The following is a 25389-nucleotide window of genomic DNA, read 5'->3' on the forward strand; positions in this document are numbered from 1 at the left end:
AATCATGGCCATCACCCGCTTTTCCGTCGCTCCGCTCTGGCAGCAGACCCGCACCCTTGCCGACGTCGCCAGCGGCCGCGCGCCGGCCGACCTCGTCATCACCGGCGCGCGCATGCTCTCGACCTATTCGGAGCGCATCCTGCCGGAGCGGGAGATCTGGCTCTCGGGCGGACGCATCGCCGCCGTCAAGCCGGCGGGCGCCCACAGCGCCGGCCCCGCGCCCAAGGCCGTCTACGATGCCCGCGGCGGCATCATCGCACCCGGCCTCGTCGACCCGCACATCCACATCGAAAGCTCGATGGTCACCGCCTGCGCCTACGCGGAAGCGGCGCTCCTCAATGGCACGACCACCATCTTCTGCGACAGCCACGAGATCGGCAACGTCATGGACGTCGCCGGTGTCGAGGCTATGCTGGAAGATGCGCGTCTCGCCCCGCTCTCGATCTTCCTGACCGTTCCCTCGACGGTGCCCGCGACCTCGCCCGAGCTCGAAACCGCCGGCGGCGACCTCACGCCCGAAAAGATCGGCGCCATCTTCGACAAATGGCCGGAAGCCGCCGCGCTCGGCGAGAAGATGGACTTCGTGCCCGTCGCCATGGGCGATCCGCGCGCCCATGCCATCATTGCCGAAGCTCTGAAGCGCGGCCGGCCGGTCTCCGGCCATATCTACGGACGCGAGTTCGTCGCGCCTTACGCCGCCGCCGGCGTCACCGACACCCACGAGGCCATCGACCGCGACATCTCCGAGGATTTCGCCGAGGCCGGTATCTGGGTGTTCCTGCGCGGCGGCAATCCGGCGACACCCTGGAATTCCATCGTCGAGGCCATCAAGCCGATCACCGAGCTCGGCGTCTCGCACAAGCGCTTCTGCGTGTGCACCGACGACCGTGATGCCGATGACCTGCTCGCCTTCGGCTTGGACTGGGTCGTGCGCGAGGCGATCCGCTGCGGCGTCAGCCCGGAAAAGGCGTGGTCCATGGGCTCGCTGCACGGCGCCACCCGCTTCGGCATGAGCGAGGAGATCGGCGGCCTCGGCGGCGGACGCCGCGCCGACCTCGTGCTGCTCGATGATGAACTGAAGCCCCGCAACACCTGGTACGGCGGCGAGCTGATGGTCGAGGACCGAAGGGTGACGCCCGTGCTCGAGGAAACGCTGGAGCAGCGCTACCGCTATCCGTCGGCTGCCTACAACACCGTGCATCTGCCCAGGAACCCAAAGCTCATACCCGATCTGCCGACCGAGCCGGTGACGGTCAACGCCATCGGCATCGAGATGCCGGGCATCGTCCTGCCGCACCGCAAGGTCGCCATCGAGCCGGCCAACGACTGGGCGGCGATCCTCGATCAGCACCGGCTGACCTTCGTCTCCGTCATCGAGCGGCACGGCAGGTCCGGCACCGTCGCCAACGGGCTCCTGCAGGATTTCGGCCTGACGAGCGGCGCCGTCGCCTCCAGCGTCGGGCACGACTCGCACAACATCATCGTCGCCGGCACCAACGAGGCCGACATGGCGCTGGCCCTCCAGGCCATCGAGGAGGCCAGTGGCGGCATCGTCGTCGTGCGCGACGGGAAGGTTGCCGCCTTCGTCGGCCTGCCCGTCGCCGGGCTGATGTCGGACAAGCGCGTGCACGAAGTCGCCGCCGAGAACCAGGCGCTGAAAGAGGCCTGGCAGGCGGCCGGCTGCACCATCCCCTATATGGGCTTCAACCTCATCCCGCTCTCGGTGATCCCGGAAATCCGCATCACCGACATGGGGCTGGTCAAGGTGCCGGAGATGACGCTGGTTCCGCTCTATGACTAGGCGCCGCGTCGTCATCGACACCGATCCCGGCCTCGACGACGCCGTCGCCATACTTCATGCCCTCAACTGCGGGCGTTTCGATGTTCTGGGCCTGACGACCGTTGCCGGCAATATCGGCCTCGACGTCGTCACCCGCAACGCCGGCCGCCTGTTGGCGCTGATGGGCCGCGGCGACATTCCGGTCTTCGCCGGCGCCGCTGAGCCTCTGGTGCGCAAGGGGATCGACGAGGCGGCCATTCACGGCGACGACGGGCTCGGCTGCGTCATCCTGCCGGAACCCGCCGCCGCGCCAGGCGAAGATGCCGTCGGCTGGCTCGCCGACCTCCTCGCCCGCGAGGAGCCGGGTACGGTCGACATCTTCGCGCTCGGACCTCTCACCAACGTTGCAACCCTCGTCTTACTCCATCCCGCCGCTGCCAACCGCATCGGCCGGATCATTGCAATGGGCGGAGCGATCGACGAGAAGGGCAATGTCGGCCCGCGCTCGGAGTTCAACCTCGCCTGCGATCCGGAAGCCGCGGACATCGTGCTGCGCGCCGGCCTAGACCTCACGCTCGTGCCGCTCGACGTCACCCGGCGCGTACGCGCCGACCGCGACTACGTCGCAGGCCTGCGCGCTTCCGGCGTCGCGGGCGAGACCGCTGCCGGCTTGATCGAAGCCTATTTCCACAATGCCACCGGCCGCGAGAGCCGCCCCCTGCACGATCCCTGCGTCATGCTGCTGGCGCTCGCGCCGGAGATGTTCCGCATCGAAACGCGCGATCTCGCCGTCGACCTCGGCGGCGGACCGGACGCGGGCGCGCTGGTCGGGGAGGGCGATACGGTTGCAGTGAAAGTGGCGATGGGCGTGGATGCGGATGCGGCGCTGGCACTGTTGGCCGGAGGGCTGGCATAGGACTTGTGCCACGCCCTCGTGGTTCGAGGCTCCGCTTCGCTCCGCACCTCAACAGCCCTCATGGTGAGGTGCGCCGGCAGGCGCCTCGAACCACGAGGGCGTGGCAACGTAGGCCAACCGTTACCGCAACTCCCCCTCCACCAGCGCTCTCCAGAACCGTGCTCCGGTGAGGATCGCCGCGTCGTTGAAATCGTAGCGCGAGTTGTGGTGCAACGCGCCGTCGACCGCCGGCCCGTTGCCCAGCCAGACATAGGCGCCCGGCACCCGATTGCCGAACTCGGCGAAATCGTCGCCGGCCGTCGAGGGCGGAAAGTCCGTCACCACCGGCCGCTCCGTCGCCGCCCGCGCCGCCGCCAGCGCCCGGCGGGCCGCATCGGCGTCGTTGACCACGGGTGGAATGCGCCGCTCGAAGGCGTAGTCGACCTCGATGCCGAAGCTCGCGACCACCCCGCGCGCGAGCGTGCCGATCTCCGCCTCCAGGAGGTCACGCACCCCGCCCGAATAGGCCCGCGCCGTGCCGCCGATGCGCATGGTGTCGGGAATGACGTTGAGCGCGCGAAAATCCCCTGCTTCCAGCGCGCAGGCGCTGACCACCGCCGGCTGCAGCGGGTCGACACGGCGCGCGACGATAGTGTGCAGCATGGTCAGGAACTGCCCCGCCGCCGTCACCGCGTCGCGCCCCAGATGCGGCTTGGCGCCGTGCGTGCCGGTGCCCCGGAACGTCACAGTCCAGCTGTCGGAGGAAGCAAGCTGCGGTCCCGCCACCACCGCCATTTCGTCCGGAGCCAATCCCGGCATATTGTGCAGGCCGTAGACCGCATCGACCGGGAACCGCTCGAAGAAGCCGTCGGCGATCATCGCCTTGGCCCCGCCCCGGCCCTCCTCGGCCGGCTGGAAGACGAAGTGCACCGTGCCCGAGAAGTCGCGCGTGCGCGCCAGATGCCGGGCGGCGGCGAGCAGCATCACCGTATGCCCGTCGTGCCCGCAGGCATGCATGGTGTTGGGCGTCTTCGACATGTAGTCGCGCGCGGCGAGCTCGGGCATGGCGAGCGCATCCATGTCGGCGCGCAGCGCAATGCGCCGGTTGCCTTCGCCCACCCGCAGCGTGCCGACGACGCCCGTCCTGCCGAGGCCGCGGGTGACCTCGATCCCCGCCTCCTCCAGCCACTGCGCGACGATCCCGCTGGTGCGCACCTCCTCGAAGCCGAGTTCGGGGTGGGCGTGGAGATCGCGCCGCAGCGCCGTCATCGCCTCGATTTCGAAGGGGTCGTTATCGCCGGGTTGCATATCGGCCAAGCTGTTGAAATATAGGCGTGCACCATCGGGCAAAGCCGATGGCGCATCAAGGAAAACCTCGCTCTTGCCGCTCTCTCCCCACGATTTCTGGCAGACGCTCGCCCCCGCCGGCACCTATCCCGCGCCGGACGACCCGGCAGGCCATATCGAGGGCTTTCCCGCCCACCTGCCGGACGGGCGCGAGCTGCTCCTGCCGATCCGCGTGCTGCCGGGCGACGGGCAAAGCGCCGTCGCCTCGCTCATCGTCAATCAGGCAAGCTTCGCCGTCGAGGATGCACTTGCGGGCGCCCTTGCGCGGCTCCTCTCGCCGCACGCCCCCGAGGTGATCATCGGTGTGCCGACCCTCGGTCTCACGCTCGCCAGCAATGTGGCGCGCCACCTCGGGCACACGCGCATGGTGCCGCTCGGCACCTCGCGCAAGTTCTGGTATCGCGAGGACCTGGCCGAGCCGCTCTCCTCCATCACCAGCCCGACGCACGGCAAGACGCTGTTCATCGATCCGCGCATGCTGCCGCTCGTCGAGGGCCGGCGCGTCGCCGTCGTCGACGATGTGGTCAGCTCCGGCAAGTCGATGGCCGCCACCCTGCGGCTCCTCGGGAAAGCCGGCGTCTCCCCCATCGTCATCGGCTGCGCCATGCTGCAGGGCTCCGCCTGGCGGCATAGCCTTGCCGACTGGGCCGACCGCATCGTCGCGCCGCTCGCGACACCCCTCCTGACGCTGGCAGGCGACGGGCGCTGGCGGCCGGCTCAGGCCGCTTCCGGCACTGGTCCGATATAGCGCGATTGCGGGCGGATCAGGCGGCCGTCCGTCGCCTGCTCGCGGGCATGGGCGAGCCAGCCGATCATGCGCCCGGCAGCAAAGAGCCCGGTGAAGGAATCGCGCGGGAAACCCTGCGCCTCGAGCAGCAGCACGGTATAGTAGTCGACATTGGTGCGCAGCGGCCGGTCGGGCTTGTGCCGTGCCAGCAGCGCCAGCGCCTCCGCCTCGACCGCCTCGGCGAGCGCGATGCGCGCCTGGTCCACCTGCCCCGTCGCGGTCAGCCGCTCCAGCACCGCTTTCAACGCGTCGGCGCGCGGATCGCGCACGCGGTAGACCCGGTGCCCGAAGCCCATCAGGCGCCGGCCGTGGGCAAGCTCGTTCGCGAGCCACGCGGGTGCATTCTCCGGCCGGCCGATGGCATCGAGCATGTCGAGCACCGGCCCCGGCGCGCCGCCATGCAGCGGCCCCTTCAATGCGCTCAGTGCTGCCAGCGCCGATGACGTCAGCCCCGCCCCGGTCGAGGCGATGACGCGCGAAGCGAAGGTCGAGGCGTTGAGGCCGTGGTCGCTGACCATGACGAGGTAGCCGTCGAGCGCCGCGGCGTGCTCCTCCGTCGGCCGCTCGCCGCGCAACATCTGCAACATGTCGGCCGAATGCCGCAGGCTCTGGTCCGGCGCGACGACCGCCTCGCCCCGCTGCCGTCGCAGGATCGCCGGCAGGAACACGGCCGGCCCGGCCAGCAGGCGCAAGGCGGAAGCTGCGTCATCGCCGTCCTCCAGCCGCCCGAGCAGCACCCGCATGGCGTCGACCGGCGGCATGGCGAGCAGCAGGTCGTCGAGCGCCTCGACATGGACGAAAACCTGCGCCCGCGCGTCGGCAAGCGCAGCCTGGCTGATCGCCGCATTGCCGAAGAACTGCCCGAGCAGCAGGTGCGCCACGTCCTCGAACCGGTATTCCGCCACCAGCCTTGCCAGCGGCAGGCCGCCGATGACCAGGCGACCGGCCGCGCCGTCGACGTCCGACAGGCGCGTTTCGGCCGCGACGATATCTTCCAGTCCGCTTTTCATGGCGTTTCTCCTTTGCTGTTCATCAGTTTGGCGCTAGATTGATTGACGTCAATCTTGATGCAATTGATCAATATCAGTATGCCCTGGCTCACCGCACCACAGGCCCTTGCCCTTCTCGGCACCAAGCCGCAGACGCTCTATGCCAATGTCAGCCGGGGCCGCATCCGGGCCAAGCCCGATCCCGCCGACACCCGGCGCAGCCTCTACAGCGCCGAGGACGTGCGCCGTCTCGCCGCCCGTCCCGGTGGCCGGCGCGGCAGCGAAACGATCGCCGCCGAGGCGATCCGCTGGGGTGATCCGGTGCTCGCCTCATCGATCTCGACCATCGCCGACGGCAGGCTCTTCTACCGTGGCCGTGACGCCGCGCACCTTTCGGCAACCGCGACGCTGGAGGAGACGGCAGCGCTGCTCTGGGATGTGCCCTCGCCGCCCCGGATTTCGTCTGCCGAGCCCGGAATACCGGCGCTGTCATCCGCGCTCAGCGTTCTCGCCACCCACGCCGCCAGCGACGCGCCAACGGCAGACCGCCCCTTTGCCGCCCTGCAAGAGGACGCCGGAACCGTCCTCGATCTCGTCGCCGGCGCGCTGGCACCCGGTGCCGCGCACCCGCTGCACCTGCGGCTAGCGGCGGCCTGGGACCGTCCCGAGGCCACCGATGCCCTGCGCCGCGCGATGGTCCTCCTCGCCGATCACGAGCTCAACGCCTCGACCTTCGCCTGCCGCGTTGCGGTCTCGACCGGCGCGCCGCTTTCGGCGGCGGTGCTCTCGGGGCTCGCCACACTCACTGGCCCACGGCACGGCGGCGCCTGGCGGGCGGCGCGCGCCGCCGTGGCGCAGACGGCCGGCGACGAACAGGCCATCCGCGACTATCTCTCCGAAGGCCGCGCCATCCCCTCCTTCGGCCACGCGCTCTATCCGGATGGCGATATACGGGCGGAAGCGCTGCTCGAAAGCTTCGAGATTCCCTCGCCCTATGCCGCGCTCCGCAGGATCAGCGAGGAGGTGTTCGGCGATCGCGTCAACATTGACTTTGCCCTGGCAGCGCTCGCCAGTGCTCACCGGCTGCCGGACGATGCCCCTCTCGTCCTCTTCGCCCTCGCCCGCTGCGTCGGCTGGCTGGCCCATGCCATTGAGCAGGCGACCAGCGGCGGCCTCATCCGCCCCCGCGCCCGCTATATCGGACCGCCACCTGTGCGGGCTTAGGCACAATTCGGCCCCTGCCCACAGGGTCATTCCCGCGAAAGCGGGAACCTCTGTTTTCTCCTACCTGCGCCGCAAACGGAGGTCCCCGCTTTCGCGGGGATGACCCCGCTGGAGGGGAGAGTTCGCAGAAGCCACGAACCCCCACGGCCAACAGGCGCTTACAGCCCGCCGGGAATCTGCCACCTTGAGGCCCACATTGTGGCGTGCTGTCGCAGACACCTTTGGTCGCATGATCTTTTCGGCCGCAACGGACTTAATATCCTCGTAGCGTTGCCATCGCGACGCATCCCGTTCCGGGCAGATATTGGGGGTTGGCGATGTTCATGGGGATGACGGCGGAAATCCTGGCGCGGATCCAGTTCGCGTTCACGGTCTCCTTCCACTTCATCTTTCCCGCCTTTTCCATCGGCACGGCCGCCTATATCGCGGTGCTGAACGCCTTGTGGCTGTGGAAGCGGGACCCGGCCTACCTCAAGCTCTTCGAGTACTGGAAGACGATCTTTGCCGTGACCTTCGGCATGGGCGTCGTCTCGGGCATCGTCATGAGTTACCAGTTCGGCACCAACTGGGCTGTGTTCTCGGACAGGGCCGGTCCGGTCATCGGCCCCTTGATGGGCTACGAGGTGCTGACGGCCTTCTTCCTCGAGGCCGGGTTCCTCGGCATCGCGCTCTTCGGGCGCAAGCGCGTCGGTGATGGGCTCCACATGTTCGCGGTCGTGATGGTGGCGGTCGGCACGCTGATCTCGGCGACCTGGATCATCTCGGCCAACAGCTGGATGCATACCCCCGCCGGCTTCTCGGTCGACGCCAACGGCAATTTCGTGCCGGAGGACTGGTGGGCGATCATCTTCAACCCGTCCTTCCCCTACCGCCTGACGCACACCGTGCTCGCCGCGTTCCTCACCACCGCCTTCGGGGTCGGGGCCGTCGGCGCCTGGCACCTCCTCAAGGACCGCGAGAACCGGCAGGCGCGCATCATGTTCTCCATGGCCATGTGGATGGCGGCCATCGTCACGCCCATCCAGATCTTCGTCGGCGACCAGCACGGGCTCAATACCCTCGAGCACCAGCCGGCCAAGATCGCAGCGATGGAAGGTCACTACGAGACGCAGCGGGGCGCACCGCTCATCCTCTTCGGCATTCCCGACGACGAGGCGGAAGTGACGCGCTACGCCATCGAGATCCCCAAGCTCGGCTCGCTGATCCTCACCCACGATCCGGACGGCGAAATCCTCGGCCTCAAGGAATGGGCGCGCGAGGACCGGCCGCCGGCGATCATCCCGTTCTTCACCTTCCGCATCATGGTCGGCATCGGCTTCCTGATGCTCGGCGTCGGCCTTTGGTCGCTGTGGGCGCGCTGGCGCAAGACCCTCTACACCAGCACCTGGCTGCACCGGGCCGCGCTCGTCATGGGGCCTTCGGGGTTCGTGGCGGTGCTCGCCGGCTGGTACACCACCGAGGTCGGCCGCCAGCCCTATACCGTCTACAACCTCATGCGCACGTCCGAGAGCCTGTCGCCCGTCGATGCGCCCGCGGTCGGCGCCTCGCTCATCGCCTTCGTCGTCGTCTACTTCATCGTCTTCGGCGCCGGCGTCTTCTACCTGCTGCGCCTCATGCGCCGCACGCCGGTGCTGGACGAGGACCACGAGCTCGACAAGGGGCCGCACCGCGCCGCCGGCATCACCCCCGGCCCCGCCCAGGAAGAGCCGATCCGCTCGGGAGACCAACATGCCAATTGATCTGCCGACCGTCTGGGCCGGGCTCATCGCCTTCGCCGTCCTCGCCTATGTCGTGCTCGACGGGTTCGACCTGGGCGTCGGCATCCTCTTCCCGCTGTTCCCCGAACGCCGCGACCGGGACATCATGACCAACTCCGTTGCTCCCGTCTGGGACGGTAACGAGACTTGGCTGGTGCTCGGTGGCGGCGGGCTGATGGCGGTCTTTCCGGTGGTCTACGCCACCGTGCTGCCCGCCCTCTACATGCCGATCATCCTGATGCTCTTGGGCCTCATTTTCCGGGGCGTCGCCTTCGAGTTCCGCTGGCGCACCCAGCGCGGCTCGATCTGGTGGGACGTCGGGTTCTTTGCCGGCTCGACCATCGCCGCGTTCATGCAGGGCATCGCGCTCGGCGCGCTGGTCAAGGGCATCGCCATCGCCGACCGTTCCTATGTCGGGGGCTGGTGGGATTGGCTAAGTCCCTTCTCGATCCTCACCGGCCTCGCGCTTGTCGTCGGCTATGCGCTTCTCGGCGCCACCTGGCTCAACCTCAAGACGACCGGTGGGCTGCAGGAGCGGGCGCGGCGCATCGCCATGATCACGGGCGTCGGCACCGTCGCCCTCATCGGCGTCGTCAGCCTCTGGACCCCGTTCATCAACCCGGTCTATTTCGACCGCTGGTTCGGCTGGCCGACGGCGTTCTTCTCGGCGTTCGTGCCGCTGCTGGTCGCCGTATGCGTCGCCGCGCTCTGGCATGGGCTGACGACTGACAAGCACCTGCAGCCGTTCCTCGCCGCGCTCGGACTTTTCGTCCTCTCCTTCGTCGGCCTCGGCATCAGCTTCTACCCCTATATCGTGCCGGGGGCCCTCACCATCGAGGAGGCCGCCGCGCCCGAGAGCTCGCTGGCGTTCCTGCTCGTCGGAGCGGTGGTGCTGGTGCCGATCATCCTTGCCTATACCGGCTACGCCTACTGGGTGTTCCGCGGCAAGATCGATCCCGAGGAGGGGTATCACTGATGGCCGGGCGGCAGCTGGGCAGCCGCCTCGTCTGGTTCGTGCTGCTGTGGCTGGGGGGCGTCCTCGCGGTCACGGCAGTCGGATTGGTGATCCGCGCGTTCCTGATGCCCGGTTGACTGCCAGGTCATGTGGACAGCGCGCCGCAAGGCGTGGTTTTCGAGGACCGGCGCGCAGCGTACGTTCGGGTAGGTGAGCACCGGAAGCGCGGAAAATCGCGCTTTGCAGGCCGCCATCACCTGACTGTCCACACGACCTACGCGATGGCCGGGTTGACGAGAAACACCGCCGCCGCCATCGAGACGACGAAGACGATCGTGCTCAGCGCCACAAGGCGTTCCCTGATCATTTTCCTTCTCCTTGCGCTTGGTAGAACATCTGCCGGATTTCGATGGTGAAGGCGAAGCCGGGCCAGTGGTCGACATGGAGCTGGGCGAACCGCCGGCTCCAGTAGAGGATGTCTTCCCTGCTCGCGACGTTATAGATGGCGTAGCCGCCGATCACTTCCTTGGTCTCGCTGAACGGCCCGTCGATGGTGCTGATGTTGCCCTTGGGGTCGACCATCATCAGCGCGCCCTTGCCCGTCGGCAGCAGCCCACCCTGTTCGACGAGCACGCCGGCGGCCTCCGCCTCGGCCCCGAGCCGCATGATCGCATCGAACAGCGCCTGCGGCGGCCCTTCGATCGGGGCCGGCTCGGGGGATTTGACCAGGGTCATGAATTTCATCGTTTTCACCTCACATTTGAGCCGATTCTTGCGGCCGCTCTCGACAAGACGACGAACGAGCCTTCGCAGAATCGACACGGGGCCGGCACAATTGTGCCGACCCGCCTGTAAGGATGTGTCAGGAGACCGCTCAGGCCTGCTGCAGGTCGGCGAGCAGTTCCTCGAGCTTGTCCATGCTCTCGCGGGCGCCCCCTTCCATGCCGGAGGCGACCATGCCGTCGCGCTCCTCGATGGTGTCGAAGCGCGAGATGCTCCTGTAGAAGGTCTTGCCGTCCCGCTCCTCGAAGGTGTGGGTCTCGACCAGCGTCTTGTCCTCGAACATGCCTTCGACGCCGAAGGTGTTGACGAGCTTCTCGGGCTCGACCACCTCGAGGAACTTGCCGATGAACACATAGGCGTCGCCTTCGGGCGTCTCCTGCTGGTAACGCCATTCGCCGCCGACGCGCACGTCCTGCTTGATGATCTTGGTGGTGTAGTTCCTGGGCCCCCACCAGCGCACGATATGCTCCGGCTCGGTCCAGGCTTTCCAGACGAGGGCGCGTGGAGCGTTGAGGGTGCGGGTCATGATGATGACGGGCTCATCGGCCGGAGTTTCGACCTTGAGGGGATTGAGGGCGTTCACTTCGGGTCTCCTTGGATTGGCTCTGCTTGCGTCAATGCTGCTTGCTGTCGTCGCCGCCCTGCAGTTGCGCGAGGTAGTCCTCGAACTGGTCGAGGTTCTGCTCCCAGAAGCGGCGGTATTCGGCCAGCCACCCGTCGAGATCCTTGAGCGGGCCGGCCTCCAGGCGGCATGGACGCCACTGGGCGTTTCTGCCGCGCGAGATGAGCCCGGCCTTCTCCAGCACCTTGATGTGCTTGGAAACGGCGGCAAGGCTCATGTCGTAAGGTTCTGCCAGTTCCCCGACGCTCGCCTCCCCGTGCGCCAGCCGGGCAAGGATCGCCCGCCGGGTGGGGTCGGCCAGGGCCGAGAGGACAAGGCTGAGTTGGTCGGTCATTTGTATTCAACCGTTCAGTTTTTAACTGATTGGTTGAATATAGGTCACGAAGAGCATTGTCAACCGAAAAGTTGAATACTCCTTGGGACTGCTGCGGCGGCTTTCGCGGATGGCCCCACCCGCCCTGGCGACCTAATCGTGCTCAACGAGAAAGCGGCCGGCCATAGAGGGCGAACCTCTAACAGGACGGCCTTCCGCTCAGCTGAGTTCCTGGGCGAGTCCGATGAGAAGCCCTTCAGGCCCACGGATGTAGCAGAGCCGATACACGTCGTCATACTGGACGACTTCGCCAACGAGTTGCGCGCCGCGCGTGCGAAGCCTTTCGAGTGTCTCGTCGATGTCGTCCACGGCGAACATGACGCGCAGGTAGCCCAGGGCGTTGACCGGGGCGTTCCGGTGATCTGCGACGACGGGCGGCGCCAGGAAGCGGGAGAGCTCGAGTCGGCTGTGGCCGTCCGGCGTGCGCATCATGGCTATCTCGACACGCTGATCGCCCAGTCCGGTGACGCGCCCGGCCCACTCCCCTTCGACCTTGCCCTGACCTTCCAGTTCGAGGCCGAGCTCGCGAAAGAAATCAATCGTCGCCGCCAGGTCTTCGACGACGATTCCCACGTTGTCCATCCGCTTCAGCGCCATGTTTTTCCAATCTCCCAGGTGCGTTCCAGTGAGGGCTTCAGGCTTTACCTTCATCCCACCGATGTCGTTCCGGCGGAGCATCGTCCCATCTTGACGGACGTCCCCTTAGGTTGTGTGGACAGTTAGGTCAGGGTGAGCCGAAAAGGGTGGTTTTTGAGAACCGGCGCGCAGCGTACGTTGGGGTACGTGAGCACCGGAAGCGCAGAAAACCGCCCTTTGCAGGCCGCCATCACCTAAATGTCCACACAACCTAGTCCGCGGGCTTTCCGATCTTGTCCAGCATCGCCTTGGTCAAACCCTGCTTGAGGTCGAAATAGCCCTTCCAGGCATCGGGCCCATCCGCCAGCGCCGCAGCATCGGCGAGGGAGAACTGGTTGGCCGCCTCGACCGATTCGAGGTCCTCCCAGGTCAGCGGAACGGCCACTGGCGCACCCTGCCGCGAGCGGGTGGACCAGGGCGAGATGGCGGTGGAGCCGCGCTCGTTGCGCAGGTAATCGATGAAGAGCTTGCCCTTGCGCTTGGCCTTGGAGAGCTGCGAGGTGAACCGGTCCGGCTGCTCTCCGGCAAGCAGCTGCGCAAAGCCGCGGCAGAAGTCCTTGACCTGCGGCCACTCGTATCGCGGCCGGATCGGCACGACGACGTGCACGCCCTTGCCGCCGGTGACGAGCGCGAAGCTCTCGAGGCCGATGCTCTTCAATACATCGCGGATGTCGAAGGCGGCGGCCTTGACCTTGTCGAACCCCAGCCCCTCGTCCGGATCGATGTCGAAGATCAGCCGCTCGGGCTTCTCGATGGTCTTGCGCCTGGCGCCCCACAGGTGCCACTCGAGCACGTTCATCTGCGTGCCGGCGATGAGCCCGGCGAGGCTGTCGATATAGAAATAGTCCTCGGTCTCGCCCTCCTTCTCGACGATCTCGACCGATTTCATCTCATCGGGGAACCCACCCGTATCGTGCTTCTGGAAGAAGCAGTATTTCGCCCTGCCCTGTGGGCACCGCAGCAGCGCCAGCGGGCGGTCGGCGATATAGGGCAGCATCCGCTCGGCGACGCGGGCGTAGTAAGCGACGAGCTCGGCCTTGGTCACCCCCTGCTCGGGATAGACGACGCGGTCGGGGCTCGTCAGCCGCACGCCTTCGCGCTCGGCCGCCGCCAGGCCCTCGTCGACAGGCAGATGCGTGCTGGACCCGGCCTTCGCCTTGGCCGTGCTCCTGCTTTTGGGTTTGGGCGCGGCCTTCTCGACCGGTTGCGGCGTTTCCATGGCGATCTCTCCCGCCGGTTTGTCCTCGCGCAGGCCGAGGAACGAGGGATGGCGCAGGTGCCGGTCCGGCGTCTCCTCGGTGAAGGCGATCTCGGCCACGAGCTCCGGCTCGACCCATTTCGCGCGCCGCGCCTCGCGCGGGACCTCGACGAAAGGCTTGCTCTTTCTGGCGAGCGCGTCCAGCTTTTCCTGCAATCGGCCGTGCTCCTCGACGCCGAACCCCGTGCCGACGCGTCCGCGATAGATGAGCTTGCCGTCCTCGAATGTGCCGAGCAGCAGCGAGGCGAAGCCGCGCTTCTTGTCCGACGGGCGCCAGCCGCCAATGACGAATTCCTGCCGCTTGGCGCACTTGACCTTCAGCCAGGAGCGGGTGCGCTCCCCGCGATAGGGCGCATCGGCGAGCTTGGCGATGATCCCCTCGTGCCCAGCCTGGCAGATATGGTCGAAGACCCGCTGCCCGTTGCCGGTGACGTGCTCAGAATACTGGATCGGCGAGGAGCGTTCGATCTCGCCCAGCAACTCCTTGAGCATCTCCTTGCGCTCGCGCAGCGGCCGGCGGGCGAGGTTTTCGCCATCCCGCTCAAGAAGATCGAAGGCGAAGAAAACCAGGGGATCGCCCTTGCCGATCGCGGTCTTCAACGTCGAGAAATCCGTGCGCCCCTTCTCGTCGAACGCGCAGATCTCGCCGTCAATCAGCGCCGAACCCTTGGTGATGCGCGAGAACGGATCGACGAGCACGCCGAACTGATCCGTCCAGTCGTTGCCGTTGCGGGTATAGAGCCGCACCGCGCCGCCCGAGATCGCGGCAATGCACCGGTAGCCATCGAACTTCATCTCGAAGACCCAGTCGCCGCTGTCCGGCACCGCATCGACGAGGGTTGCGAGCTGCGGCGGGCGGAAGGCCGGCAGCGGCAGCTTGCCGGGCGGCGGGGTGCGTGCGCCCTTCGCCGGTGCAGGCCGGTTCTCGTCCTCCTTGTCCTCGTCGGAGTGCCAGACGGCCTTGGCGGGCGTTCGCGTGCGCTTCCTGGGCTTCAGGCCCTTGGCGATCTCCTCCAAACTGCGGCCGGTCGAGACCGAGCGGGTAAAGCGCCCGGTCAGCGTCTCCTCGGACCGGGCATAGCGGTCGCGGTGCTTGATGAGGAGCCAGTTCTGTCGGGCGGCCTTGCCGCGGCGCGGGGTATCGCGGCCCTTCATGTGGACGAGCACCCACTCGCCTTTCATGCGCTGGCCGTGGATGCGCATCTTGAGGTCGCCGTTCTTGAGGCCCTCATGCGGATCCTCCAGCGGCTCCCAGGTGCCCTCGTCCCAGAGCATCACCGTGCCGCCGCCGTACTCGCCCTCGGGGATGGTGCCTTCGAACCCGCCATAGTCGAGCGGGTGGTCCTCGACGCGCACGGCAAGGCGCTTGTCCTCCGGGTTGTCGGAGGGCCCCTTGGTCACCGCCCAGCTCTTCAGCACCCCGTCGAGCTCGATGCGGAAATCGTAATGGAGGCGCGTCGCATCGTGCTTCTGCACGACGAAGGCGAGCGGGCTGTCGGTGCGTTCCGCCCTGCGGCCCCTGCCCTTCGGCTCCTGGGTCCTGGCGAAATCGCGCTTGGTCCGGTACTCCTTGAGCAGCGTGTCCGCCTTGGAGGCCATGGGATCAGCTCGCTTTCTTACGCGTGCCGGAGCCCGATTTTGTCCGGGACTTGCTGCTCGATGCCGGTTTTGCCCGCGTCTTGCCCTTCGCGCCGCCGCCTTCGAGGCTTTCCTTCAAGGCCGACATCAGGTCGATGACGTTCTCGCCGGAAGGCCGGCCGGCGGGCTCCTCTTCCTTGGCCGTGATCTTGCGGCCCTTCGACTTCAGCTTGCGCCCGATGAGTTCGCGCAGCGCCGCCTGGTAGTGGTCCTTGAAGACCTTGGCATCGAATTTGGCCGTCTTCTTCTCGATGAGCGCGGTCGCCACATCGAGCAGGTCCTTCTCGGCCTTCTTAGACGAAATCTCGCTGAAATAGGGGTCCGCCTTGCGGATCTCGTCCTCGTAGTGGAGCGTCTCCAGCATCAGGCCACTGCCGGTCGGCTTGATAGCAACGAGGTATTCCTTGCCGCGCAGGGCCAACTGCCCGAGGCCCACCTTCTCGGTCTGCCGCAGCGCATCGCGGATGACGCGGAAGGCGTCTTCGGCAAGCTCGTCGGTCGGCACGACGAAATAGGATTTGTCGTAGTAGATCGGGTCGATCTCGCAGGCCCCGACAAACTGGGTCAGCTCCAGCGTCTTCTTGGTCTCGAGCTTGACCGCGTCGAGCTCCTCGTCGGTGAGGAGCACATAGTCGCCCTTCTCGTACTCGAAGCCGCGCATGATCTCGTCGCGGTCGACCGGCCCGACGCCGGCGACCACCTTCTCGTAGCGGATGGGCTTGCCTGTCGGCTCGTGGATCTGCCGGAACGAGGGCTTGGCGTTCGACTTGTGGGCGCTGTAGAGCTCGACGGGAATCGAGACCAGCGAAAGGCGCAACTGACCTTTCCAGATGGGGCGTGACGCAGGCATGAGCGGCTCGCGGGAGCGTTGATTTTCCAAGGGCTCAACGCGAGGCCGGCGGCAAGCGTTCCTGTGGCCCCCTCGCACCTTCTCCCACGAGGGGAGAAGGGGCGGTGCCAAGCGCGAGTTCAGGTTCGCACCGAGCCGGTGGTTGTACCCCTTCCCTTCTCCCCTTGTGGGAGAAGGTGGATCGCGCAAAGCGCGAGACGGATGAGGGGAGACAATCAGGCAAAAGCAGAAGGCCCGGCGTTCCTGCCGGGCCTTCCTCAGCATTTGCTCCCCGCCTACTCGAGCGTGAAGTACTGCTCGCGGGCGCGCAGGAAGAGCGAGTCCGTGCCGTCGGTCTTCTGGCGGACGATGTTGAGCGCCGAAACGAAGCTCTCGGCGGTCTTCTTGGTCAGCTCGTCGCCGCCCTCGCGGATTTCGGTCAACAGCTCCTTGGCAGCGGTGGCGCCTGCCTCGAGGATTTCCTCGGGGAACTGGCGCACCTGCACCTGGTGCTCATTGACCAGCGATTGCAGCGCGCGCGGATCGTTGGCGGCGAAATCGGCGGCCACCGCGTCGTACTCGGCCTGGCAGACGTCCTTGACGATCGCCTGCACGTCGGCCGGAAGCGCGGTGAACTTAGCCTTGTCGACGACCAGCTCGGTGGCGAGACCCGGCTCGATGAAGCTCGGGAAATAGTAGTTCTTGGCGATCTGGTAGAAGCCGAGCGCCAGGTCGTTGTAGGGGCCGACGAACTCGGCCGCGTCGAGCGTGCCCGACTGCAGCGCGGCGAAGATTTCACCGGCCGCGAGGTTGGTCACCGAAGCGCCGAGCTTGGCCCACACCTGTCCGCCGAGGCCCGGGGTGCGGAAACGCAGGCCCTGCACGTCGGCAACGCCCGTCAGCTCATTCTTGAACCAGCCGCCGGCTTGCGTGCCGGTGTCGCCCGAGAGGAACCCCTGCAGGCCGAACTGGTCGTAGATCTCGTCCCATATCTCCTGGCCGCCGAGATAGCGCACCCAGCCGGTGAGCTCGCGGCTGGTCATGCCGTAGGGCACGCCCGTGAAGAACGACAGGCCCTGGCTCTTGTTCTGCCAGTAGTAGGCCGCGCCATGGCTCATCTCGGCCGAGCCGTCGATGACGGCGTCGAGCGCCTGCAGGCCCGGCACCATCTCGCCGGCGGCAAAGACCTGGATGGTCAGCCGCCCGCCGGTCGCCGCGGTGATGCGGTCGGCAAGGCGCTGGGCGCCGACGCCGAGGCCCGGAAAGTTCTTCGGCCAGGTCGTCACCATGCGCCAGGTGGTGTTGCCCTGCGCGATCGCAGGCGTCGCCAGCCCCGCGGTCGCCGCGGCAGCCCCGACCGCCGCCGTACCGGCGGACTTGAAGAATTCACGTCTCTTCATCGATATCCTCCCAAGGAACCCCCGGCGGATCGTTGTCCGCCGCGCGCAGCAGCGCCTCCCCGAGGCGACAATCGCGCGCGATTAGACAACAGCCAAGCCGTGTTCGTGTCCAGTTATCGGGGTTGCGGCAGAGGCGAATTCCGTCGAAACCTACCCACAACTACGCAGAGCAGGTGCCGGAATCCGGTGCTAAGCTCTCGCTCCTGGGGAGGAGCCCGGACAGAAATGAACCTAAGACAGCAGATCCTGGCGCTGGCGGTGCTGCCGCTGGTGCTCGCCATCCTTGCCATCACCGCGCTCGTCACGTTCCAATCGACGCAGCTTGCCCGCGCCAGCATTTCGACCTTCGAGCGCAATCTCCTGCGCGCCAAGGAGAACGAGCTCCTCAACCTGACCAACATGGCGATCTCGGCGATCGATGCGATCTACTCGGCCGCCGGGCCCGACGATGAGGCGGCCAAGGCGCGGGTGCAGGAAATCCTCTCGGCGCTCGACTACGGACCGGATGGCTATTTCTTCGTCTACGACTATGACGGGGTGAACATCGTCCATCCCCGCCAGGCGTTCCGCCACGGCCGGAACTGGATGGAGATGGAAGATCCGGACGGCAACCGCGTGATCTACAACCTCATCGAGCGGGCCAAGGAAGGCGGCGGGCTCCACCAATACAAGTGGGAAAAGCCCTCGGCCGGCACCATCGCCGACAAGCTCTCCTTCGCCGTCGGCCTCGACAAGTGGCGCTGGATGCTGGGCACCGGCGTCTATCTCGACGACGTCTTCGCCCAGACCGCCGCCGCCGAGGCGGATCTGCGCTCGCACATCAACACCACCTTCATCATCGTCGCGGCGATCACCGTGCCCATCGTCTTCGGCGTCTTTCTCGCCAGCTTCATGCTGACGCTGCGCGAGCGGCGGCTGGCCGACACCAAGCTCAAGGCGCTGACGCAGCGCGTCATCGACGCGCAGGAGGAGGAGCGCGCCCGTATCGCGCGCGAGCTGCACGACGGCATCTCGCAGTCCATGGTCGCGGCGCGCTATGCGCTCGATCTCGCCGGCGCCAAGGTCCGCGCCGGGGCGGCAGACGCGCCCGCGGTCATCGAGCGTGGAGCGCAGGGGCTCAATGCCGCGATCAAGGAAGTCCGGCGAATCTCCCACGACCTGCGCCCCGGCGTGCTCGACGACCTGGGCCTCAGCTCGGCTCTCGAAGCGCTGACCAACAGCTTCGCCGAGCGCACGGGGATCGTCGTCGAGCTGCAATCGGTCGCGTTCAAGAACCTGCTGCTGCCCGAGGCCAAGACAGCTCTCTACCGCGTCGCCCAGGAAGCGCTGACCAACATCGAGCGCCACGCCAACGCCACGCGTGTGCGCATCGCCGTTTCCAGCGGCAGGAACGGCGCACAGCTGCTCATCGAGGACGATGGACGCGGCTTCGACGATGCGGCGCGCACGCAGGGCGGCCTCGGCCTGCGCAACATGCAGGAGCGCATGGAGCATTTCGGCGGCTCGCTGGAGGTCAGGTCCACCCGCGCCGGCACGACGCTGAAGGCTCGCCTGCCCAAATCCACGTACATTACCCAGTCGCCGGAGCTGCAGCCGGCATGAGCGACCCCATCCGCGTGCTCATCTGCGACGACCATCCGCTGGTGCTGGAGGGCATCCGCTCGGTGCTCGAGACCTACGGGCATATCCAGGTCGTGGGCGCCGTTGGCTCAGCGGAGGCGGCGCTGGCGCTGGCGCAAACGACGGCGCCCGACGTGGTGATGCTCGACATCAACATGCCCCAGCTCAGCGGGCTCGACGCCGTCGAGCTCTTCCGCGAACGGCTCCCGAACGCGCGCCTGCTGATGCTCTCCATGCACGACAGCCGCGAATACATCTCGACGGCGGTGATGTACGGGGCTTCCGGCTACATCCTCAAGGACGTCTCGACCGGCGAGATCGTCTCGGCCATCGAGACGGTGGCGGCGGGGGGCAGCTATTTCTCCTCGGGCGTTGCCGACGTGCTGCTCCAGCGCCGCGGCAGGAACGATGCGGCGATGCCGCTGACCACCCGCGAGCAGGCGGTACTCCTTCTTCTGGCACGCGGCAAATCCAACAAGGATGTCGCGGTCGAGCTCGACATTTCCGTGCGCACCGTCGAGACGCACCGCAAGAACATCAAGAAGAAGCTCGGCATCGCCACGACCGCGGGCCTGACGCGCTACGTGATCGACAACGGGCTGATCGGCGCGGGGGAATAGCCGCGCCGGTCAATGTCAGTACAGCACGCCCGGCAGCCAGGTGATGAGCTGCGGGAAGACGAACAGCGCCAGAAGCGCCACGACCTGCAGGATCACGAACGGGATCACCCCGCGATAGATCATGCCCGTCGAGACGCGCGGCGGGGCGACTCCGCGCAGGTAGAAGAGCGCGAAGCCGAAGGGCGGGGTCAGGAAGCTCGTCTGCAGGTTGACGCCCACCATCACGCCCAGCCAGATCGGATCGAGCCCGAGGGTCAGCAGCACCGGCGCCGTGATCGGGATCACGATGAAGATGATCTCGAAGGTGTCGAGGATGAACCCGAGGATGAACATTATGAACATGACGATGATCGCCGCGCCGATGGCGCCGCCCGGCATCGAGGCGAGGAACTCGTGCACCAGGTTGTCGCCGCCCATCATGCGGAAGACGACCGAGAAGACCGCCGCCCCGAAGAGGATGATGAAGACCATCGAGGTGATCGTCGCCGTCGAGATCACCACCGCGTGCAGGATGCGCAGGCTGATGCGGCGGCGGAGCGCGGCGAGGATCAGTGCGCCCACCGATCCCACGGAGGCCGCCTCCGTCGGCGTTGCGATGCCGCCGAGGATCGAGCCCAGCACCGCAACGATCAGCAGCAGCGGCGGAATGAGGGCGACGACCACCTCGCGCAGGAGGTGCTGGCGCTCTTCGGCCGGAACAGGTGTCGCCGGACACGATTTTGGATCGGTCACCGCCTTGAAGACGACGAAGAGGATATAGAGGACGACCAGCACCAGCCCCGGCAGGATCGCGCCGGCAAACAGCGCTCCGACGGAGACCGGTTCGGGCGCGAAATTGCCCTTGGCCATCTGCACCTGCTGGTTGATGCCCGCGAGCATGTCGCCCATGAAGATCAGCACCGTCGAAGGTGGGATGATCTGGCCGAGCGTCCCCGAGGCGGCGATGACGCCGGTCGCGAGCTCGGGCTTGTAGCCGGCGCGCAGCATGGCGGGCAGCGAGATGAGCCCCATGGTGACGACCGTGGCCCCGACGACCCCGGTCGAGGCGGCGAGCAGAGCCCCCACCACCACGACCGAGATGCCGAGGCCGCCGCGCAGGTTGCCGAAGAGCTTGCCCATGGTCAAAAGCAGCTGCTCGGCGATGCCAGAGCGCTCCAGCGTCACGCCCATGAAGATGAAGAGCGGCACGGCGACCAGCACTTCGTTGATCATCAGGCCGATGTAGCGCGGCGCCAGCGAGCCGAAATTCGACGGGTCGAAGACGCCCAGCCACCAGCCGACGAGCCCGAAGATCAGCGCCGTGCCGGCGAGCGAGAAGGCGACGGGAAAGCCGATGAGCAGCACTCCGATGACGCCGACGAACATGAGGGCGGAGAGGATTTCTCCAAGAAGCACGGGATCCATCAGTGGGCTCCCTCGGCGGGCAGTTCGCTTTCCTCTCGCGGATAGCGCAGACGCTCGGGCAGCAGGTCCTCCCGGCCCGCGAGCACCAGGATCGAGCGCGCCGCGATGGCGAGGCCCTGCAACGAAACCAGCCCGGCAAAGACGAGGATGAAGCTCTTGAGGACGAAGAGGCCCGGCATGCCGCCGATGTTGCCGGAGCCCTCGCGCAGGCCCCAGGAGCGCGCGACGTTCACCCAACCATAGGTCGCAACGATGTACATGAACGGTAAGAGGAACACGACGACGCCGAAGAGGTCGGCGATCGCTTTCCGGCGCACCGGCCAGGGCCGATAGAAGATATCGACCCGCACGTGGTCGTTGCGCAGCAGCGCGAACCCGGCGACGCCGGTGAACATGGCGCCCGCGACCCAGACGTAGAGGTCCTGCATCCAGAGGACCGAGGTGTGGAAGAAATAGCGCTGCACCACCACGGTGAAGCAGACCAGGACACAAACCAGCGCCAGCCAGGACAAGACCTGCCCGACGACCCAGTTCAATCCGCCGACGAGGCGGATGAACCCAGCGAGCACATGCATTTGCCGATACCTCCCCCCGCTTCTTCTTCTGATTGCGGGTACTGGACGGATAGGTCAAATGCGGTACGGCGCGCAACCGCCGTTTCCGGCGGGCAAGGGCCTTTTCGCCCGGACCCCGTAGAAGTGGGTAGGCGCGGTAAGCTTAAGGCGCAACCGGCAGCGTGAGCGAGGCGGCGAGCGCCACCAGCTCCGACTGCCTGTGGGTGCCGGTCTTGGCGAAGATGTGCTGGAGGTGCGTCTTGACCGTGCTCTCACGCACGCCGAGGAGCCCGGCCGTTTCGGCGTTCGAGCGCCCGGCAAGCACGTGCTCCAGGATCGCGACCTCGCCGCCCGTCAGCCCGAAGAGCGCGGCGAACGTGCCGTGCGGGTTGAGCGGATGGGAGGGGGTCGCCGGGGCGACGAAGACGGCGGCGACGGCTCGCGGCGCCAGCCCCGTGCGCGCCTCGCCATAGTGCAGCGGCAGCACGTGCAGAACGCTCGCGACCGCATGCTCCTTTCGGATCGGGATCCCGAACGCCCGTTCGGCCATCGCGCTCTCGTTGCGCTGCGCCTGCGCCACCGCCTCGGCGAGCGCCGCCATGGCCGGACCGGTGCGCACCTGCAGGCGCCCGCCGGCCGACTGGATCGGATTGCCGGCCGCAAACAGCGCCTCGGCCGCCCGGTTGGCATGGACGATGCGCAGGTCCGCATCGACGAGGACGATGGCCGCCGTCACCCGGTCGAGCACCGCCTCCAGCGTCGTCGCGGTCATCGCGCGGATGTCCATCAGCCGGCTGATGGCGACGGAACGCTGGACATGGGGGATGAAGAGGAGCGCGTTGTCGACATCGTCCTGGGTGACGAGCCCCATGCTCCTGTGCCGGCCCATGCCGATCGAGCCGAGGGTCGTTGCGTCGCGCGCGACCATGAACGCCATGCCGTCGTCGAGTCCCTGCGGCCCGCCCCATTCGGCGTAGTAACGGTTCTGCCTCCAGGTTCGCGAGTCGCGGATCCATGAGTGGACCTGCGGCTCCTCGATCGGATAGCGCATGATGCGCTCGATGCCGCCCCACTGCTCGAGCATGTCAGGCCCGTATTTGGGCATCAGCGCCAGCCACTCGTCCGGCACGCCGCTCGAGACGTTGAGCAGCAGGTCGCCCGAGGGCAGCGCATTGAGGCCGAGGGCGGCATTGGCGAACCCAAGGACCTCGTGCAGCGCCTGCAGCGCCTTCGTCCAGCCGCCCGGATCGATCGCGCAGTCATAGATCATCGCGATCACATCGGAGACCCGCTGGGCGGCGAGCGTGGCGGTCATGATCGGCTTCCTCGGTCCGGCGTGTGGCCATATCGCGACACCATACGACAATATCCGAGAAAACCCGCCAGGCATCATCCGTTTGGTGGATGCGCTGCATGCGTGGGGGCCCGTAGCGTGCCGGGGCAATGCGAGTCCGCGGCCGGGGATGCCGGGAGCGCTGGTTGCATGGGGGCGATTACGATGTGGGGATTGAAGAAAGCCGGCGCGGGGATTTGGCTGGTGGCGCTGGTGGTGTCGATGGGTTTGTCGGTGGTGCCCGAGGCACAGGCCCAAGCGTGCGCCAACACAGGTCCAGGTTCGCTCTCACTTGTTTGTGGAGACGGCGCGACAACAGGAGGTAGCGCTGCCTCCACAGCAATCGGTTCTCTCAGCAATTCCACGGCAACCTTCAGCGTAGCGGTTGGTGCCGTTGCTAAGGCGACAAATACTGAAGCCACCGCCGTCGGAGCCGGAACAGAGGCATCCGGCTCTTCCAGTACTGCCGTAGGGGGAAGGTATGACCTGGATGGCAGTACCCTCGTCACCCCGGACGAAGTGACATTTGCAAGCGAGACCGGGGCCTCTGCTTTTGGCGCGGCGGCACAGGCGACCGAACAATTCGCCACTGCCCTCGGCACCGCTGCCACCGCCCGGGGGATAGGCAGCACGGCCACGGGTTTCACTAGCATTGCCGCGGGCGTCGGGAGTTCGGCCCTCGGGTCCGCGAGTTTGGCGCTCGGCGACTACAGTTCGGCCCTCGGCGGCCTCGCCTACGCCGGAGCCCACTACGCGACCGCGGCCGGCACCTACAGTGCTGCAACCGGCGACGAGGCGGCGGCGTTCGGAGCGCAAGCCTGGGCAACGGCCTACCGCGCCACTGCAATCGGCACCGCGAGTCGCGCTCATGGCGAAACGAGCTTTGCCGGCGGCTACGACAGCTATGCCAGCGGCGACAGCTCCGTTGCGCTCGGCAACAGGTCGGCGGCCACCGCAGACGGAGCCATCGCCATCGGTGCCGGCTCCCAGGCCTCGGGCGTCAACGCCATCGCGATCGGCACCAATGCCGTGGCCACCGGCTCGGTCGCCGTCGGCAACGGCGCCATGGCCGGCAGCGGCGGGGCGGCTTTCGGCGACGGAACGGCGGCGACCGGGACCGACAGCACGGCTGTCGGTCCCAATGCCGTTGCGACTCACGCCAACGCCGTCGCCATCGGCGCCCATTCGGTGACCGGCGCCGACAATACCGTCTCGGTTGGCAGCGCCGGCAACGAGCGGCGCATCACCAATGTCGCGCCGGGCGTCGCCCCGACCGACGCGGCGACCGTCGGGCAAGTCAACGGCGCCGTCGCCGGCGTCAACGATGCGATCGCCGACATGAGCGGCCAGATCAGCGGAATTCACGAGTCCATCTCCGATCTCACCGGCGGCATCGCCGCCGTCGCGGCGCAGGCCCCAGTGATCATGCCGTCGGCGCCTGGCAAGACGACGCTCTCGCTCAACACGGCCTATTACCGCAGCACGCTCGGCATCGGCGTCGGCGTCGCCCATCGCCTTGACCTGCCGAGCCCCACGGTCGTCTACGGCTCGTGGAGCAATGGCGGCGGCGAGAACGTGGTGCGCGCCGGCGTCTCGACCGAGTTCTAGGCGATGAAGTTCCGGTTCCTGGCCGGGGCGCTGGCGGGCATGTTCGTCATGCCTGCCAGCGCCCAACAGTCGGATTGGGAGACCATGCCGCGCATGGAGCTCGAGTGGCAGTATGCCGGGCCGCTGCGCGACACCGTGATCCAGCGCTGGCGCGATCCGGTGGGCGGAGTGGTCTGCTACATCTACCTGCCGGTCATCGCCTCGCATTCGCCGCCGATGTCCAACGGCTTCGTGCAATACGGCCCCAACGGCATCGGCAGCATCAGTTGCCTTGCTGCGGCCAAGGCGGAAGATTGAGTCCCGCGCCTGAGGCAAGTGCGCCAACTCCTTGACCCTCCTCGCGAACCGCGACTTATCCCCTCCGCTCCGGCTGCGCCTATCCTTTGCCGTTTCAACACGGAGAACTGCAATGGATAGACCCTCGGCCCGCATCACCGGTCTTTTCGAGACCGTCGCTCCCCAGGTCCACCTGCTCCTCGAGCAATGGCTCGACAACGCGCCACGCAAGGAGCCGGTCTCGCCCGCCACCGTCACGGGCATCAACAGGCTGCTGGCGGCCGTGCGCAAGATCGTCTCGCGCGAGCCTTCCGTCCCGTTCATCGCCGGCCTTGCCCCTGGCAAGTCCGCTCTGCCCGGCGAGATCTTCGTCGCCCTGCTCAAGGCCGACATCGCCCTCGCAACCTTCGCGCGCCGCCACAGCACTGTCATCAACCGCGAACGCGTCTGGACCCGCCGCCACGGCGACCGCTGCCCCTATTGCGGGTCGATGGAGACGATCGGAGACTAAAGGAACCGATCTTCCGGTGTTCACCGCCCACGTGAGTGCCCGCTGAATCACCGTGGATGCCGGCGCGCGTACATGCGCTGCCGGTCCCACCGGCTGTCATCCCGGCCTGCGCTGTGATGACAGCGGTGGGTAGGCAGGATGGTGCCACAGGCACAATGCTGCCCCTCCCCCTTGAGGGGAGGGGTTGGGG

At 67.1% G+C, this 25389-nt stretch carries 23 protein-coding genes and 1 pseudogene; 12 read left to right on the top strand and 12 right to left on the bottom strand.

Going from position 1 to position 25389, the window contains the following annotated elements; translation table 11 throughout:
* Nucleotide 1: 1 nt before the first annotated feature.
* A complete protein-coding gene (locus tag VE25_RS07690; RefSeq protein WP_201776058.1) occupies nt 2-1801 on the top strand; it encodes an adenine deaminase in 1800 nt (599 codons plus the stop codon).
* Nucleotides 1794-2696, top strand: coding sequence for a nucleoside hydrolase (locus tag VE25_RS07695; protein WP_046108012.1), 903 nt, complete (start codon nt 1794-1796; stop codon nt 2694-2696). The genes VE25_RS07690 and VE25_RS07695 overlap by 8 nt, the downstream gene beginning before the upstream one ends.
* Nucleotides 2697-2816: 120 nt before the next feature.
* Here VE25_RS07695 and VE25_RS07700 read toward each other — a convergent pair whose 3' ends face one another.
* Complete coding sequence (locus tag VE25_RS07700; protein ID WP_046108013.1) at nt 2817-3983, bottom strand: M20 aminoacylase family protein; 1167 nt, start codon at nt 3981-3983, stop codon at nt 2817-2819.
* A gap of 73 nt (nt 3984-4056) precedes the next feature.
* Between VE25_RS07700 and VE25_RS07705 the strand changes: the two genes are divergently transcribed.
* Complete coding sequence (locus VE25_RS07705) at nt 4057-4770, top strand: phosphoribosyltransferase (RefSeq protein WP_046108014.1); 714 nt, start codon at nt 4057-4059, stop codon at nt 4768-4770.
* On the opposite strand, the gene VE25_RS07710 is transcribed toward VE25_RS07705, so the two are convergent.
* Nucleotides 4740-5819: a citrate synthase gene (locus VE25_RS07710; RefSeq protein ID WP_046108015.1), complete on the bottom strand. Its 1080-nt coding sequence runs from the start codon at nt 5817-5819 to the stop codon at nt 4740-4742. The genes VE25_RS07705 and VE25_RS07710 overlap by 31 nt on opposite strands.
* Nucleotides 5820-5897: 78 nt before the next feature.
* On the opposite strand from VE25_RS07710, the gene VE25_RS07715 reads away from it, so the two are divergent.
* The 3 genes from VE25_RS07715 to cydB all read left to right on the top strand — a co-directional run bounded on the left by VE25_RS07715 (nt 5898) and on the right by cydB (nt 9755).
* Nucleotides 5898-7022, top strand: coding sequence for a citrate synthase (locus VE25_RS07715; RefSeq protein ID WP_046108016.1), 1125 nt, complete (start codon nt 5898-5900; stop codon nt 7020-7022).
* 317 nt (nt 7023-7339) lie between these two features.
* The gene (locus VE25_RS07720; RefSeq protein WP_046108017.1) at nt 7340-8761 is read left to right on the top strand and encodes a cytochrome ubiquinol oxidase subunit I; all 1422 of its coding nucleotides are present in this window, start codon (nt 7340-7342) and stop codon (nt 8759-8761) included.
* On the top strand, nt 8751-9755 hold the full coding sequence (gene cydB / locus VE25_RS07725) for a cytochrome d ubiquinol oxidase subunit II (RefSeq protein ID WP_046108018.1): 1005 nt from the start codon (nt 8751-8753) through the stop codon (nt 9753-9755). Before VE25_RS07720 ends, cydB begins: the two co-directional genes overlap by 11 nt.
* Nucleotides 9756-10097: 342 nt before the next feature.
* Here cydB and VE25_RS07730 read toward each other — a convergent pair whose 3' ends face one another.
* The 7 genes from VE25_RS07730 to VE25_RS07760 all read right to left on the bottom strand — a co-directional run bounded on the left by VE25_RS07730 (nt 10098) and on the right by VE25_RS07760 (nt 17273).
* Entirely contained in the window at nt 10098-10478 is a 381-nt protein-coding gene (locus VE25_RS07730) for a YciI family protein (protein ID WP_046108019.1), read from the bottom strand.
* Between the two features lie 130 nt (nt 10479-10608).
* On the bottom strand, nt 10609-11100 hold the full coding sequence (locus tag VE25_RS07735) for an SRPBCC family protein (RefSeq protein ID WP_201776057.1): 492 nt from the start codon (nt 11098-11100) through the stop codon (nt 10609-10611).
* 31 nt (nt 11101-11131) lie between these two features.
* Nucleotides 11132-11473, bottom strand: coding sequence for an ArsR/SmtB family transcription factor (locus VE25_RS07740; protein ID WP_046108020.1), 342 nt, complete (start codon nt 11471-11473; stop codon nt 11132-11134).
* 198 nt (nt 11474-11671) lie between these two features.
* The gene (locus VE25_RS07745; RefSeq protein ID WP_046108021.1) at nt 11672-12109 is read right to left on the bottom strand and encodes a VOC family protein; all 438 of its coding nucleotides are present in this window, start codon (nt 12107-12109) and stop codon (nt 11672-11674) included.
* Between the two features lie 250 nt (nt 12110-12359).
* Complete coding sequence (gene ligD, locus VE25_RS07750; RefSeq protein WP_046108022.1) at nt 12360-15005, bottom strand: DNA ligase D; 2646 nt, start codon at nt 15003-15005, stop codon at nt 12360-12362.
* Nucleotides 15006-15009: 4 nt separating this feature from the next.
* A complete protein-coding gene (gene ku / locus VE25_RS07755; RefSeq protein WP_046108051.1) occupies nt 15010-15894 on the bottom strand; it encodes a non-homologous end joining protein Ku in 885 nt (294 codons plus the stop codon).
* 275 nt (nt 15895-16169) lie between these two features.
* On the bottom strand, nt 16170-17273 hold the full coding sequence (locus tag VE25_RS07760; protein ID WP_046108023.1) for a TRAP transporter substrate-binding protein: 1104 nt from the start codon (nt 17271-17273) through the stop codon (nt 16170-16172).
* 225 nt (nt 17274-17498) lie between these two features.
* Between VE25_RS07760 and mctS the strand changes: the two genes are divergently transcribed.
* On the top strand, nt 17499-18875 hold the full coding sequence (mctS, locus tag VE25_RS07765) for a two-component system sensor histidine kinase MctS (RefSeq protein WP_046108024.1): 1377 nt from the start codon (nt 17499-17501) through the stop codon (nt 18873-18875).
* Complete coding sequence (mctR, locus tag VE25_RS07770) at nt 18872-19513, top strand: two-component system response regulator MctR (RefSeq protein WP_046108025.1); 642 nt, start codon at nt 18872-18874, stop codon at nt 19511-19513. The genes mctS and mctR overlap by 4 nt, the downstream gene beginning before the upstream one ends.
* A gap of 15 nt (nt 19514-19528) precedes the next feature.
* Here the strand turns inward: mctR and VE25_RS07775 are convergent, their stop codons facing one another.
* The 3 genes from VE25_RS07775 to VE25_RS07785 form a co-directional block, all read right to left on the bottom strand.
* The gene (locus tag VE25_RS07775) at nt 19529-20917 is read right to left on the bottom strand and encodes a TRAP transporter large permease (RefSeq protein WP_046108026.1); all 1389 of its coding nucleotides are present in this window, start codon (nt 20915-20917) and stop codon (nt 19529-19531) included.
* The gene (locus tag VE25_RS07780) at nt 20917-21492 is read right to left on the bottom strand and encodes a TRAP transporter small permease subunit (protein ID WP_046108027.1); all 576 of its coding nucleotides are present in this window, start codon (nt 21490-21492) and stop codon (nt 20917-20919) included. Before VE25_RS07780 ends, VE25_RS07775 begins: the two co-directional genes overlap by 1 nt.
* A 142-nt stretch (nt 21493-21634) precedes the next feature.
* The gene (locus VE25_RS07785; RefSeq protein ID WP_046108028.1) at nt 21635-22786 is read right to left on the bottom strand and encodes a helix-turn-helix transcriptional regulator; all 1152 of its coding nucleotides are present in this window, start codon (nt 22784-22786) and stop codon (nt 21635-21637) included.
* 240 nt (nt 22787-23026) lie between these two features.
* On the opposite strand from VE25_RS07785, the pseudogene VE25_RS23820 reads away from it, so the two are divergent.
* The 4 genes and pseudogenes from VE25_RS23820 to VE25_RS07800 form a co-directional block, all read left to right on the top strand.
* Nucleotides 23027-23446 (top strand): annotated as a pseudogene (locus VE25_RS23820) (hypothetical protein); the annotation flags it as partial.
* 51 nt (nt 23447-23497) lie between these two features.
* On the top strand, nt 23498-24412 hold the full coding sequence (locus VE25_RS22940; protein ID WP_052731808.1) for a YadA family autotransporter adhesin: 915 nt from the start codon (nt 23498-23500) through the stop codon (nt 24410-24412).
* A gap of 3 nt (nt 24413-24415) precedes the next feature.
* Nucleotides 24416-24709: a hypothetical protein gene (locus VE25_RS07795; protein ID WP_046108029.1), complete on the top strand. Its 294-nt coding sequence runs from the start codon at nt 24416-24418 to the stop codon at nt 24707-24709.
* 112 nt (nt 24710-24821) lie between these two features.
* Entirely contained in the window at nt 24822-25199 is a 378-nt protein-coding gene (locus VE25_RS07800) for a hypothetical protein (protein WP_046108030.1), read from the top strand.
* Nucleotides 25200-25389 lie beyond the last annotated feature (190 nt).

It is taken from the genome of Devosia geojensis (assembly GCF_000969415.1).
In the GTDB taxonomy this organism is placed as follows: domain Bacteria; phylum Pseudomonadota; class Alphaproteobacteria; order Rhizobiales; family Devosiaceae; genus Devosia; species Devosia geojensis.